This is a genomic window from Bradyrhizobium sp. WYCCWR 13022 (assembly GCF_030435535.1).
Lineage (GTDB): Bacteria > Pseudomonadota > Alphaproteobacteria > Rhizobiales > Xanthobacteraceae > Bradyrhizobium.
This window is the reverse complement of the sequence record NZ_JAUIZJ010000017.1, coordinates 98834-111817: the sequence shown is the minus strand read 5'-3', so window position 1 is coordinate 111817 and position 12984 is coordinate 98834. Positions and strand designations below refer to the sequence as shown.

Here is a 12984-nt window from a genome sequence, read left to right as displayed (position 1 = left end):
AGTTCGCTGCCGAACATGATTTTGAAAGGAGAACTGCGATGCAGACGCGCAAACTGGGCAAAGGTGGTCTCGAGGTTTCGGCCCTCGGCCTCGGCTGCATGGGATTGAGCTACGGCTACGGCCCCGCGACCGAGACGTCGCAGGCGATCGCGCTGATCCGGACCGCGTTCGAGCGCGGCGTGACCTTCTTCGATACCGCCGAGGCCTACGGCCCCTTCGTCAACGAGGAACTGGTCGGCGAGGCGCTGGCGCCGTTCCGCGACAGAGTGGTGATCGCCACCAAGTTCGGCTTCAGGGGCGGCAAGGTCGATGCCGGGCTCGACAGCTCGCCCGCCAACGTCAAGGCGGTCGCGGAGGCCGCCTTGCGGCGGCTGAAGACCGACCGCATCGATTTGTTCTATCAGCATCGCGTCGATCCCACGGTGCCGATCGAGGACACTGCGGGCGCGGTCAAGGATCTGATCCGCGAGGGCAAGGTGCTGCATTTCGGCCTGTCGGAGGCGAGCGCCGCGAGCATCCGCCGCGCCCATGCCGTGCAGCCCGTCACCGCATTGCAAAGCGAATATTCGCTGTGGTGGCGCGAGCCGGAGCAGGAGATCCTGCCTGTCCTGGAAGAGCTCGGCATCGGCTTCGTGCCGTTCAGCCCGCTCGGCAAGGGCTTTCTGACCGGCGCGATCAACGAGAGCACGCAGTTCGACAGCAGCGATTTCCGCAACATCGTGCCGCGCTTCTCATCCAGTGCACGCAAAGCCAACCAGTCGCTGGTCGATCTGCTCGGCGAGATCGCTGCATCGTGGAAGGTGACGCCGGCACAGATCGCGCTGGCTTGGCTGCTCGCGCAAAGGCCCTGGATCGTACCGATTCCCGGCACCACCAAGCTGCACCGGCTCGAGGAAAATCTCGGCGCGGCTGCGGTGGCGCTGTCGCAAGCCGATCTCGCGGCCATTGCAGCGGTGCTGGCGAGGGTCTCGGTGCAAGGCGAGCGTTATCCTGCGCATCTTCAGGCACGCGTCGGACGCTAACATTTGTTGTGTTTGTCCGGTAAGCTTTCGCTTAGCGAGCATTCATGCTGTGTTTCGCTTTGAATACCGCCTGTAAGCGCTACCAAAACGCGCGCGGAAGAGGTTAAGAAACACCGGCGGCATCGGCTTATTCCAGGCGCATTGCGACTTCGTCGTTTCAGGCGCGAGCTACGTATTTCCGATAATCAATTTCATTCGCTTTCTCTCCTGCTGCGCTATATCTCGGGCATCCGTCCAATGGAGGAGGCCGGCGCAGCCTTGGTGGGCTTGCGTGACCGGCAAGGAGCAGGGACCAAGCGCGCCGGCATGTTCGAAGTGATCCTCACCAGACGCAAACGGCTTGGTTGGCGATGGCAGGTCTGCGACCAGTCCGGCAAGATCTTTGCCGACGGTTTCGAGCGCACGCGTCCTTCGGCCAAATATCATGGCGAGCGCGCACTGTTCTTCCTGTTGTCGCAGGCTTACTTGCGCAACCGCTCGGCGGCGTCCAGCGAGGATTAGCGGCGTTTCTGCGCCGTCAGATCTCGACGACCAGCTTGCCCCTGGCAGCGTGATCCCGGATCAGCGCGTAGGCGTCGTCAACGCTCTCCATCCTGAAGTGCCTGGCATCGAGCAGCGGCACCAGCTTGCCGGCTTCGGCAAGGCGCGTGGCTTCAGTCATGATCTTCCCGTGATGCGCGCGGCCTTCGCCTGACAGCAGCGGTAGCAGCGTGAACACGCCGGAATAGCTGGCGGCCCGGAACGACAGCGGTGCCAGCGCATGCGTGCCCCAGCCGAGCGCGCTCACGACATGGCCGAAGCGGCGCACAGCGGTGAAGGACGCATCGAGCACCTTGCCGCCGACGGTGTCGTAGACGATGTCGAAGCCGTGGCCGCCGGTGTGCTCCGCGACGTAAGCCTCAACCGCGGCTTCCCGGTCGATGAAGGTGGCGCCAAAGCCCTCGATCGTTGCGCGCTGCGAGGCCGAGCCTGTCGCGAACACCTCCGCGCCGAAGGCATGCGCGATCTGGATCGCGACATGGCCGACACCGCCCGCGCCGCCATGGATCAACACCTTCTGGCCGGCCTTCAAGGCGGCGCGGTCGATCAAGCCTTCCCACGCCGTGATGAAGATGAGGGGCAGAGCGGCGGCCTCGCGCATGCTGAGATTGGCCGGCTTCAATGCCAGCAAGTCGGCATCGACAGCGGCGAATTCCGCCAGCGATCCCTGCACGCCGCCGACGCCGCCGGTCATGCCGTAGACTTCGTCGCCAATCCTGAAGCGCGAGACCTCGCGCCCGGTCTGCTCGACTATGCCGGCGAGATCGATGCCGGGGATTGCCGGCAGCGGATGGCGCGCATGCGCGGCAGCGCCGGCATGGATCTTGGTGTCGAGCGGATTGACGCCGCTCGCGCGCACGCGCACCAGCACCTCGCGCGGGCCGATCTCGGGTGTGGAGATGGTTGAGATGCGCAAGGGGGCGTTGTGGGTCTCCAGCACGCCGGCGCGCATTGTCGATTGCTTGGTCATGATCGTCCTGCTCCAATGTCGCCCCCCAATATGCCTATGATTTTTTTGCATGGGAAGGAACAAGGATGTACGATCATCGTGCATTTTTGAATGGGCAGGATATCGGATGGAGTGGAGCGATCTGCGCATTTTCCTCGCGATTGCGCGCGAAGGCACGCTAGGTGCTGCCGCGCGAAAGATCGGCCAGACCCAGCCGACGATGGGGCGGCGGCTGCGCGCGCTCGAGCAGGCGCTCGGGCAGACGCTGTTTCAGCGCACGGCGGATGGTTTTGTCCTGACCGATGAAGGCACCGCCGTGCTCGCGCATGCCGAGCGGATCGAGGACGAGGCGCTCGCGCTCCAGCGGCAGGCGACGGGCACGGAGACGCAACTCGACGGCACGTTGCGCCTGTCCTCCTCGGACTGGTTCGGCACGCTGATGCTGTCGCCGGTGATCGCGGCCTTCGGCAAGCGCCATCCCCGGGTGATCGTCGAGCTTCTGACCGACGCACGGCTCTACAGCCTGCCGCGGCGTGAAGCCGACCTCGTTTTTCGCATCAAGCCGTTTGATGAGCCCGAGGTCGTTTCCAGAAAGCTGCTCCACATTCCCTACGCGCTGTACGGCAGGAAGGGCAGCAAGCCGCCACGTGCCGGTGACGGCAGCGGCATTCGCGTCGTGACCATGAACGCCGAATTCGCCGACATGCCCGACGCCGTCTGGCTGAAGCGCACGTTGCCGAAGGCGGAGATCGGCGCGCGCAGCAACAACCGCCAGGCGCAGGCCGAACTCTGCGCCGGCGGCGGGGGCCTTGCGGTGCTGCCGCGTCCCCTCGGCGACCGCGACCGCCGCCTGGTCGCGCTCGACATCGGCGCCGCGCCACCGGGCCGCGACACCTATGTCGGCTATCACCGTGATCTCAAGCGGCTGGCACGCCTGCGCGCGCTGCTGGATCTGGTGATTGAGGAGCTGGCGGGGTGATCCGACCACAACCCCTTGCGGTGCCCAACGGGCAAAACACGCCATCCATTGGTCGAGACCGGCCGCTCAAAATATTCCGCTTTACCGAAATTCGGAAACGGCGTATGTGTCGCGCAACCCGGCCCTTGGAAGAGGGGCGTATCGCGATCGTCACGACGCGGGCCGGGCTGTGGTGGGCGTGGGTCTCATCGGCGCGAAGGGCTTTGCAGGGCGGGCAACCGTGAGCAAGACCTCGCGCACACGACCGGTGTGATCCGCGTACGGCAAAATCGTGTGGTCCTGGCGCCCGGAGCCTGTGCGCCAAGCCCTGTGGTGATGTGCGATGTCCAACCGGACGCACACATCAACCATCCGCAGGGCGACGGGGGCAATAGTGCATCGCTCCCCGGGGAGATCACGACATAAGCCGTCAAACCACTGCGCAGGGAAGGCCGGATGTTTGGCTTCACCTGTATGCCGCTGTGCAGCCTCTTGTAGCGCAGATATCGCACAGTGGACCGCGGGTGCCAGGTCAGCACCCGGTCTTCCCTGCGCCCTCTTTCATTTGAGGGTGAGGTGTTGAAGCAAAACTCGGGCGGACAAGCCGCGAGGATGATTATCCATGTCTAACGTTGAAATAGGTCTCGTGCCCCGGAAGCGGGCGCAGCAGCACTCGCGCGTTACAGAGAGTTCGCATTTCAAGCCACTGTCACAGTCTCTAAAGCGCGCTAACCATCGTCCAACTTAAAACTGTCATAATCACTAGAGCGGAACCGGCGCTGCGTCCTTTTTACACGCCATTAAGCGCGGTTGCATTGGATGCGCCGGGAAAGTGCGTTGGGGACTGCTATGAGTGCCGCGAAGAAGATGCCGGGCAAACCGGCCACCGAAATGTTCGACGACATACCGGTGCTTCAGCGCAAATGGCGCGCCGCGTTGAAGCCGGGTGACCGGCTGCCGCGCTATGAGGACGTGATGCTCGGCAGCCTCGGGCGGCTGGCCGATCATATCGCGCTGCTCAAGGGCGACGGCACGCTCGAGCTGTCGCGCAGCGGGCGCTACGTGCAGAAATGGCTCGGCGATGAGCGCTGGGACATTCCGGTCGCGGAGCTGTCGCCGGACTGCGCCACCGCGCTGTCGGAGGCCGCGGCAAACGCGCTCAGGAACGAGCGACCGCATCAGTCCAGCGCCCATTGCGTGCGCGACGGCATGGTCAGGACCTACGATGTGCTGGCGCTGCCGACCGCCTCGCGCTGGGGCGCAACGCTGGTCGGCGCTTACGTCAACGAGCGCGGCGCGCAATACAATCTGCTGGACGCGATCTTCTCCGCGACCGACGACGCGGTGGTCTCACTGGCGACGTTGCGCGATGCGAGCGGCCGGCCGTTCGATTTCCAGGTCGTGCATCACAACAAGAGCGCGGAACTGCTGCTGAATGTTGCGAGCGGCGGACTGCTGTGGCGGCAGATCGGCCAGGGCACCACGCTGCTGGCTGCGCCCGACGTCATGGAGCTCCTGCTCAAGGCCGTCTCCGGCGGCCGCGGCGAGCAGCTCGAGATCGAGCACGGTGGCCGCTACCTCCGGCTCAGCGCCACCGCATTTGCCGACGTCATCTCGCTGGCGATCTCCGATGTCACGGCGCTGAAGCGGCGTGACGCCTCGTTTCGCCTGCTGTTCGACAACAACCCGATGCCGATGTGGGTGTTCGACGCCGAGACAAAGGAGTTCTTGGGCGTCAATGACGCCGCGGTCCAGCATTACGGCTACAGCCGCGCGGCGTTCCTGCGCATGAAGCTGCACGAGATCTGGCCCGAGGACGAATGGGACAGCCACGCCGAAGCGCTCGATCGCATCGGCGAAACCTACCACTCCTCGCGCAACTGGCGGCACTTGCGCGCCGACGGCAGCGAGATCGAGGTGCTCACCTTGGGCCGCCGCGTCGCCTTCGACGACCGCGACGGCTATCTGGTTGCGATGGTCGACATCACCGAGCGGCGCAAGGCCGAGGCGCGGATCGCCCACATGGCCCATCATGACGGGCTCACCGATCTGCCCAACCGCGAATACTTCCAGGAACGCTTGAAGCAGGCGCTGGACCAGGCCGGCGGCAAGCGTGTCGGCGTGCTCTATATCGACCTCGACCTGTTCAAGAACATCAACGATTCCTTCGGGCATCCCGCGGGAGACCGCCTGCTCAAGGAGGTTGCCGAACGCCTGACCACCGCGGTCCGCGGCGCCAATCTCGCGGCAAGGCTCGGCGGCGACGAGTTCGCCGTGATCCTGGCGGCGGACGTTTCGCCGAACGAGGCCAGCGCCTGCGCGACGGTGCTGATCGACATGCTGAAGGCGCCCTATGACATCGACGGCCAGGAGATGGTGATCGGCGCCAGCATCGGCATCGCGCTGTCGCCGGGCGACGGCGTGACGTCGGAGGAGCTGATGCGCAATGCCGACATGGCGCTGTATCGGGCGAAGTCCGAAGGCGGCGGCGTGCATCATTTCTTCGAGCGCGAGATGGACCTCCAGGCGCAGAAGCGCCGCGACATGGAGCTCGATCTGCGCCGCGCCTTTGCCAATGGCGAGTTCGAGCTGCATTACCAGCCGCTGGTGTCGATCGCATCCGATCGCATCTCCGGCTTCGAATCGCTGTTGCGCTGGCGTCATCCCGACAAGGGCATGATCTCGCCGGCGGAGTTTATTCCTGTCGCCGAGGACATCGGCCTGATCACCCAGCTCGGCGAATGGGTGCTGCGCGAAGCCTGTGCCGAAGCGGTGAAGTGGCCCGTTGACGTCAAGGTCGCGGTCAATCTGTCGCCGGCGCAATTCCGCAGCCGCAATCTGGTTCAGGTCGTGATCTCGGCGCTGGCGCAATCCGGCCTGTCGCCGAAGCGGCTCGAGCTCGAGATCACCGAGTCGATCTTCCTCGCCGAGACCGATGCCAACCTCGCGATCCTGCATCAATTGCGCGAGCTCGGTGTCGGCATCTCCATGGATGACTTCGGCACCGGCTATTCCAGTCTCAGCTATCTGCGCAGCTTTCCGTTCGACAAGATCAAGATCGATCGCTCCTTCGTGAAGGATCTGGCGCAGCGGCCCGATTGCGGCGCGATCGTGCGCGCGATTTCCGGGCTCGGCCGCAGCCTCAACATCACCACGACCGCGGAGGGCGTCGAGACCGAGGACCAGCTCGACTGGCTGCGGGCGGAAGGCTGCAACGAGGTACAGGGATTTCTGTTCAGCGCAGCGCGGCCCGCCGCCGAAATCGCAAAGTTGCTCGCCGATTTCGGTCAGCGCACCTCACGGGCGGCTTAGCTCGGGCGGAAAGCAGCCGTAGACCAGTTCCTTGAAGGCGGGCGTGATGCGGCCGCGTTCGTTCTGGGTCTGCTCCATCAGGACGTAGACCATGTCGAGCTTGGGATCGACCCCGAAATAGGTGCCGCTGCCCGAGTCCCATTTCAATTCGCCGATCGAGCCCGCCGGCGGCGGCTTTGCGTTGCCGGGATCGGTGCGAACAGCGAGACCATAGCCATAACCGAAACCGTCGCCGGGGAAATAGAAATAGTCGCGCTCGACGCCGGAGTCAGGTCCGATCTGGTCGGTCGTCATCGCCTTGAAGGCGGCCGGGCTGAGATAGCGCTTGCCGTCGAACTCGCCGCCGTTGAGCAGCATCTGCGCGAAGCGCTGATAGTCGGTGATGGTCGAGAGCAGGCCGCCGCCGCCGGATTGCCATTCCGGATGGTCGAGGCGTTCACGCTCGCCATCGAGCAGGATCTGGTCGCTCGGCAGCGGCCGCGCCATCCGCTCGAATTCGTCCGGTGTCGACAGCGCGAATTTTGTGCTGGTCATGCCGAGCGGGTCGAAGATGCGCTGCTTCAGGGCATCGTACAGCGACTGCCCGGTGATGATTTCGATGACGCTGCCGAGCACGTCGGTGGAATGACCGTAGCGCCACAGCGTCCCAGGCTGCCGCGCAAGCGGCAGCCTGGCGATGCGGTCGGCGAATTCCCGGTTGTTGAAGGGGCCCTCGAAGATATTGGCGGCCTTGTAGGCAAGCTCGACCCATCTGCCGCCGATATAATCGTAGGTGATGCCCGAGGTGTGCCGCATCAAATCCCTGATCGTCACCGGATGGATCGGCGGCACCATCTCGAGCGCCATCGAGCCGTCGGGCCTGGTGACCTCCATTCCGACCTTGGTGCCGGCGAAGAGGGGAATGTATTTAGAGACGGGATCAGTGAGCGCAAGCTTGCCCTCGTCGATCAGCATCATTGCCGCCAGGCTGGTGATCGGTTTGCTCATGGAATGGATCGCGAAGATCGTGTCCGGCGTCATCGACAGCCGCGTCCTGACGTCGCGGACGCCGAACAGCTTGAAATAAACCGGCTTGCCGTGCTGATGGATCAGCACGATCGCGCCCGACAAACGGCCGGTGGTCACTTCGTTTTCGAAGAACGCGGTGATGCGTCGCAGCTTGTCGGGTGCGGGAGCAGGGACGTCGGTGGCGCGGCTCCGCGCCATCGTGCCGGCCATCATCGCCGCCCCGACCAGAAATTCACGACGCTTCATCAGGGCTTCCTCCCTCGCCGGGAACAGAGCCGCAAGACGTCGGAGGCGTCAACAGGACTTCGATTAAAAACGCGTCACGATTTCGGAAAGGACCGGTCGCGGACGATCCTCGCTCGCCTTGGTCGGCTTGCCGATGTGGACGAGGCCGGCGAGCTTTTCGTCCGCCTTGAGGCCAAGACCGTCCAGCACGTCGCGATCGAAGGAGAACCAGCCGCTCAGCCAGCAGGCGCCGTAGCCCAGCGCGGTTGCGGCCGTGACGATGTTCATGGCGCTGGCGCCCGCCGACATCTCCTGTTCCCACGCCGGCACCTTCGGATGCGGCTTGGTGAAGCTGACGATGCCGATCACCAGTGGCGCATCGGTGAGACGCTTGCGCTCGGTCTCGATGTCAGCGGCGGGCGCGCCGGGATTCTTGCGGGCAAAGACCCTGGCGATGACCTCGCCGGCGCGCTGGCGTGCATCGCCCTCGAAAACGATGAAGCGCCACGGCGCGAGCTTGCCGTGATCGGGTACGCGCGCGCCGATGGTCAGAATGGTCTCGAGCTCGGCGGGCGAGGGGCCGGGGCCGGTCATCTCGCGCGGCTTGACCGAGCGGCGGGTCTTGAGGAGTTCGATGGCGTCAGGCATTGCGATGGCCTCTTCGGCTGGTCAGCGGGCGTGCCATGCCGAGATAGGCATGCACGCCCGCAACCGAAAGCAAGTTTAGATCGATTTCAGGGATCAGACCGCGCCGCGTGCCCGCCGGACATCCGGCGGGGTCGCTTCGTCGACGAGGGCGGCGATTGCCTCCTCCGTCGTCATGACCTTCTGGCCGTCGCTGCCGAGCCGGCGGACCGAGACCGAGTGCGTCTCGGCCTCTTTCTTGCCGACCACGAGCAGCGCCGGGATCTTGGCCAGCGAGTGTTCGCGGACCTTGTAGTTGATCTTTTCGTTGCGCAGATCGATCTCGACGCGAAGTCCGGCGCGCCGGGCCTGCTCCAGCACCACCTTGGCGTATTCGTCGCCCTCCGAGGTGATGGTCGTGACCACCGCCTGTACCGGCGAGAGCCAGAGCGGGAAGTTGCCGGCATAGTGCTCGATCAGGATGCCGATGTAGCGCTCCATCGAGCCGCAGATCGCGCGGTGAACCATGACAGGCGGTTTCTTGCCGCCGTCATGGTCGATGTAGAACGCGCCGAACCGCTCCGGCAGGTTGAAGTCGACCTGCGTGGTGCCGCACTGCCAGTCGCGGCCGATGGCGTCGCGCAGCACATATTCGAACTTCGGCCCGTAGAAGGCGCCTTCGCCCGGATTGATCTCGGTCTTGATATGGTTGTTCTGCGACTGGATCTCGCGCAGCACAGTCGCCATCACGCGTTCGGCGTGATCCCACATCGCGTCCGTGCCGACGCGTTTTTCCGGCCGCGTGGAGAGTTTCACCGTGAGATCGCCGGTGAAGCCGAAATCCGCATAGGTCGACAGGATGAGATCGTTGATCTTCAGGCACTCCTCGGCGAGCTGGTCCTCGGTGCAGAAGATGTGTGCGTCGTCCTGGGTGAAGCCGCGCACGCGCATCAGGCCGTGCATGGCGCCCGACGGCTCGTAGCGATGTACCACGCCGAACTCGGCGAGGCGCAAGGGCAGGTCGCGGTAGCTCTTCAGGCCGTGCTTGAAGATCTGGACGTGACCGGGGCAGTTCATCGGCTTCAGCGCAAACCAGCGCTTGTCCTCGGCCTCGTCGCCGGCGGACTGCGCCGCGAACATGTTTTCGCGGTACCAGCCCCAATGGCCGGAGGTCTCCCACAGCACCTTGTCGAGGATCTGCGGTGCGTTGACCTCGCTGTAATCGCCGGTCAGGCGGCGGCGCATATAGGCGATCAGCTGCTGGAAGATGGTCCAGCCCTTGGGGTGCCAGAACACGACACCAGGACCTTCCTCCTGGAAGTGGAACAGGTCGAGCTCGCGTCCGAGCTTGCGATGGTCGCGCTTCTCGGCTTCCTCGATCTGCTTGAGGTAAGCGTCGAGGTCCTCCTGCTTGGCGAAGGCCGTGCCGTAGATGCGCGTCAGCATCGGGTTGTTGCTGTCGCCGCGCCAATAGGCACCGGCCACCTTCATCAGCTTGAAGGCGCCTCCGACCTTGCCGGTCGAGGTCATGTGCGGGCCGCGGCAGAGATCGAACCAGTCGCCCTGGTAGTAGATCTTGATCGGCTCGTTGCCGGGAATGGCATCGACCAGCTCGACCTTGAAGGCCTCGCCCTTGTCGCGGAACACCTGCTTGGTCTTTTCGCGATCCCAAACCTCCTTCGTGAAAGGTTTGTCGCGCGCGATGATCTCGCGCATCTTCTTCTCGATCGCGGCAAAATCGTCCGGCGTGAACGGCTCGTTGCGGAAGAAATCGTAATAGAAGCCGTTCTCGATCACCGGGCCAATGGTCACCTGCGTGCCCGGCCACAGCGATTGCACGGCTTCCGCCAGCACGTGGGCGCAGTCGTGGCGGATCAATTCGAGCGCGCGCGGATCGTCGCGGTTGACGAGCTCGATCTTTGCGTCGGCCTCGATTGGATCGTTGAGATCGGCGAGCTCGCCGTCGAGCGCCATCGCGACCGTGCGCTTGGCCAGCGAGGGCGAGATGCCCTTGGCGATGTCGAGGCCGGTGATGCTCTTGTCATATTGGCGCTGGGCGCCGTCGGGGAAGGTGAGGGTGACTTTGGCTGCGGGGGTCACGGGCTTCAGGTTGCTGAGGGAATATTGGAAGCCGGATTCGGATTTGGGCTGTTCGGACATTGCTTTTCTCCTGAGGCTCACTCCTGCGAACGAGCGCAGGTAAGCGGGAACGAGCGATATATCAGGCGATTCGGCCTGCGCAATCCGGCATTTCCAAGAAACTGGCGCGCAAAAGCGGAGGCGACGCTCCAACTATTTGGCGCTGCACCCTTTAACTGGTCGCGGGGCTGCTCTACATGCATTTGCATGGAAAATTCGCGCGCCGACCGCCTCACGCCCACAGCCCTGATGCTTGGCAATCTCGTCACCGGCTGCTCGGTGCTGGCGCCGGCGGGGATGCTGCCTGAATTGTCGGAGGGGCTCGGCATCAGCGTGCGCACCGCCGGGCTGCTCATCACCTTCGGCGCGATCACGCTGTGCATCGGCTCGCCGGTGACGGCGTGGTTGACGAGCCGCATCGAACGGCGGCTCCTGCTGACCGCCACGCTTGCCGTGCTCGCCCTCGGCAATCTCGCTTCTGCCTTCGCGCCCGATTACGCAAGCCTCCTCGTCATCCGCCTGGTGATGCTCGCTGTCGGCGCGCTGTACACGCCGCAGGCCGCGGGCACCGCGGCGCTGATCGTGCCGGCGGAGCGGCGCGGCAGCACGATTGCCTATATCTTCCTTGGCTGGTCGCTCGCTGCCGCCGTCGGCCTTCCGCTGATCACCTTCATCGCCAGCCGCTATGGCTGGCGCGCCGCCTATGGCGAGATCGGCGCGCTGGGTTGCGTCAGCTTCCTGTTGTTGCTGGTGTGCCTGCCGGCCGGCCTGAAGGGCACGCCTGTCGACCTGAAGACGTGGCGCGAGGTCGGCCGCAGCAAGGCGATCCTGCTGTTGCTCGCGATCACGATGCTGCAGATGTCCGGCCAGTTCGCGGTATTCACCTTCATGGGCCCGTTGCTCAAGAAGCTGACCGACGCAAGCCCGGACGCGATCGGACTGGTGTTCGGCATCTACGGCGTGTGCGGTTTTCTCGGCGTTGTGGTCGCGAGCCGTATCGTCGACACTTGGGGGCCGTACCGGACCTCGCTGCTGTTCACGAGCCTGTTACTGGCGGGCATTGCCGGCTGGGCGCTGAGCGCAGGCACGCTTGTGCTGATGGCGGTCGGGGTTGCGATCTGGGGACTGGGATTTGCCTCGACCAATTCGATGCAGCAGGTGCGGCTGGTCGCGGCCGCACCGCCGCTTGCGCCCGCAACCGTCGCGCTCAATACGTCAGTCCTTTATATCGGCCAGGCCATCGGTTCTGCCGTCGGAGGGCTGCTGTTTGCCCGCGATCTGCTCCACAGCACAGGCTTCGTGGCGGTCGGTTTCGTCGTTCTGGCGCTGGTCCTGGTGGTTGCGAGCCGGCCCCGGCCGGCGGCCGCCGTCCCGGGTTGAAAGCCGTCTCTCCTGTGCGCAAGGCGCTTGGCAAACGGCGCGGGAGAGCGCTAGAAGGCCGGTCATGGGGACCAAAGAGGTTTGACTGAAATGAGGATGATTCTGGCGGTAGCCGCGGTGCTCTATTCAGCCTCCGCATTTGCGCAAACCGATAAGCCACCGATGGTGGGGGACAAGCCGCTGGTGCAGGTGAAGCCCAAGGGGACCAAGGCCGGCACCAAAGAAGCGGCTGCCAAGCCGGCCGCGGCGCCCAAGGGCAAGCCCCAGTCGGTCGCGGTACGGCTCCAGGCGTGCCTTGACCTCGACGACGGCACCAAGGACCGGCTCAACTGCTACGACGCGATTGTCGCGCCGACGCCGAAGCCGAAGCCGGCGAAGGCCAAGGGCTACGCCGATTGCCGTTTCTTCAAGGAAGAGGATGAGCGCTTGGCCTGCTTCAACGGTTTCGCCGAGAGCATTCCGAAGCTGCCCAAAAGCTGAAGCTTGGGGGCCGGCGGCCTAGTCGCTGAGCCGGCTCAATACGGCCCTGAAGGCAACGCCCGGCACTTGCAGCGCGGTGCCTTCGAACTCCGCCGTGTCGCCATCCTCGCGACCGGCGAGCGTCAGCGTGATCCGGTCGATGCCGAACAGAGCCTTGAACGACGGGTCGTCGTTGTAGCGCTCGGTCGAGATCTTGACCTTGATGCTGTCGCCTTGGCCGGTATAGGTGCCGATGAAGGCGAAGGCCGAATTGCCGCCGCGCATCTTGCCGTCAGTCACGTAGACGACGCCGCAGCCGGTCCCGTGAACGGTGTGGAAGTCGACCTTGTAGAGTCCCTGACGCACTG

General features: G+C 64.5%; 11 protein-coding genes. 6 read left to right on the top strand and 5 right to left on the bottom strand.

All coding sequences use genetic code 11. From position 1 onward, the window contains the following. The first annotated feature begins 38 nt into the window (after positions 1 to 38). On the top strand, positions 39 to 1022 hold the full coding sequence (locus tag QY049_RS24685; RefSeq protein ID WP_258766445.1) for an aldo/keto reductase: 984 nt from the start codon (positions 39 to 41) through the stop codon (positions 1020 to 1022). Positions 1023 to 1259: 237 nt separating this feature from the next. After that, the gene (locus tag QY049_RS24680) at positions 1260 to 1523 is read left to right on the top strand and encodes a hypothetical protein (RefSeq protein ID WP_258766446.1); all 264 of its coding nucleotides are present in this window, start codon (positions 1260 to 1262) and stop codon (positions 1521 to 1523) included. Between the two features lie 16 nt (positions 1524 to 1539). On the opposite strand, the gene QY049_RS24675 is transcribed toward QY049_RS24680, so the two are convergent. Further along, positions 1540 to 2532: a zinc-dependent alcohol dehydrogenase family protein gene (locus tag QY049_RS24675; RefSeq protein WP_258766447.1), complete on the bottom strand. Its 993-nt coding sequence runs from the start codon at positions 2530 to 2532 to the stop codon at positions 1540 to 1542. Between the two features lie 106 nt (positions 2533 to 2638). Here QY049_RS24675 and QY049_RS24670 point away from each other — a divergent pair, with 106 nt between their 5' ends. Beyond that, positions 2639 to 3490: a LysR family transcriptional regulator gene (locus tag QY049_RS24670; RefSeq protein ID WP_301270060.1), complete on the top strand. Its 852-nt coding sequence runs from the start codon at positions 2639 to 2641 to the stop codon at positions 3488 to 3490. An 828-nt stretch (positions 3491 to 4318) separates the two neighbouring features. Further along, on the top strand, positions 4319 to 6781 hold the full coding sequence (locus tag QY049_RS24665) for a bifunctional diguanylate cyclase/phosphodiesterase (RefSeq protein ID WP_301270059.1): 2463 nt from the start codon (positions 4319 to 4321) through the stop codon (positions 6779 to 6781). Here QY049_RS24665 and QY049_RS24660 read toward each other — a convergent pair. The 3 genes from QY049_RS24660 to thrS form a co-directional block, all read right to left on the bottom strand. Continuing rightward, on the bottom strand, positions 6767 to 8035 hold the full coding sequence (locus QY049_RS24660) for a serine hydrolase (RefSeq protein ID WP_194482080.1): 1269 nt from the start codon (positions 8033 to 8035) through the stop codon (positions 6767 to 6769). The genes QY049_RS24665 and QY049_RS24660 overlap by 15 nt on opposite strands. 63 nt (positions 8036 to 8098) lie before the next feature. Continuing rightward, positions 8099 to 8662: a nitroreductase gene (locus QY049_RS24655; RefSeq protein WP_194482081.1), complete on the bottom strand. Its 564-nt coding sequence runs from the start codon at positions 8660 to 8662 to the stop codon at positions 8099 to 8101. 93 nt (positions 8663 to 8755) lie between these two features. Next, the gene (thrS, locus tag QY049_RS24650) at positions 8756 to 10798 is read right to left on the bottom strand and encodes a threonine--tRNA ligase (RefSeq protein ID WP_301270058.1); all 2043 of its coding nucleotides are present in this window, start codon (positions 10796 to 10798) and stop codon (positions 8756 to 8758) included. 186 nt (positions 10799 to 10984) lie between these two features. Here thrS and QY049_RS24645 point away from each other — a divergent pair, with 186 nt between their 5' ends. Beyond that, positions 10985 to 12157 carry an MFS transporter gene (locus tag QY049_RS24645; protein WP_258766452.1) on the top strand — a complete coding sequence of 391 codons (1173 nt, stop codon included), beginning with the start codon at positions 10985 to 10987 and terminating at the stop codon, positions 12155 to 12157. Positions 12158 to 12247: 90 nt separating this feature from the next. Beyond that, positions 12248 to 12637: a hypothetical protein gene (locus tag QY049_RS24640; RefSeq protein WP_194482084.1), complete on the top strand. Its 390-nt coding sequence runs from the start codon at positions 12248 to 12250 to the stop codon at positions 12635 to 12637. An 18-nt stretch (positions 12638 to 12655) separates the two neighbouring features. On the opposite strand, the gene QY049_RS24635 is transcribed toward QY049_RS24640, so the two are convergent. Further along, on the bottom strand, positions 12656 to 12982 hold the full coding sequence (locus QY049_RS24635) for a GrlR family regulatory protein (RefSeq protein WP_194482085.1): 327 nt from the start codon (positions 12980 to 12982) through the stop codon (positions 12656 to 12658). Positions 12983 to 12984: the final 2 nt, after the last annotated feature.

What these genes read in the sequence shown, in the direction of transcription:
- QY049_RS24655 (WP_194482081.1), bottom strand. Translation starts at nt 8,662, where the DNA reads ATGCCTGACGCCATCGAACTCCTCAAGACCCGCCGCTCGGTCAAGCCG.
- QY049_RS24645 (WP_258766452.1), top strand. Translation starts at nt 10,985, where the DNA reads ATGGAAAATTCGCGCGCCGACCGCCTCACGCCCACAGCCCTGATGCTT.
- QY049_RS24660 (WP_194482080.1), bottom strand. Translation starts at nt 8,035, where the DNA reads ATGAAGCGTCGTGAATTTCTGGTCGGGGCGGCGATGATGGCCGGCACG.
- QY049_RS24680 (WP_258766446.1), top strand. Translation starts at nt 1,260, where the DNA reads ATGGAGGAGGCCGGCGCAGCCTTGGTGGGCTTGCGTGACCGGCAAGGA.
- thrS (WP_301270058.1), bottom strand. Translation starts at nt 10,798, where the DNA reads ATGTCCGAACAGCCCAAATCCGAATCCGGCTTCCAATATTCCCTCAGC.
- QY049_RS24665 (WP_301270059.1), top strand. Translation starts at nt 4,319, where the DNA reads ATGAGTGCCGCGAAGAAGATGCCGGGCAAACCGGCCACCGAAATGTTC.
- QY049_RS24685 (WP_258766445.1), top strand. Translation starts at nt 39, where the DNA reads ATGCAGACGCGCAAACTGGGCAAAGGTGGTCTCGAGGTTTCGGCCCTC.
- QY049_RS24670 (WP_301270060.1), top strand. Translation starts at nt 2,639, where the DNA reads ATGGAGTGGAGCGATCTGCGCATTTTCCTCGCGATTGCGCGCGAAGGC.
- QY049_RS24675 (WP_258766447.1), bottom strand. Translation starts at nt 2,532, where the DNA reads ATGACCAAGCAATCGACAATGCGCGCCGGCGTGCTGGAGACCCACAAC.
- QY049_RS24640 (WP_194482084.1), top strand. Translation starts at nt 12,248, where the DNA reads ATGAGGATGATTCTGGCGGTAGCCGCGGTGCTCTATTCAGCCTCCGCA.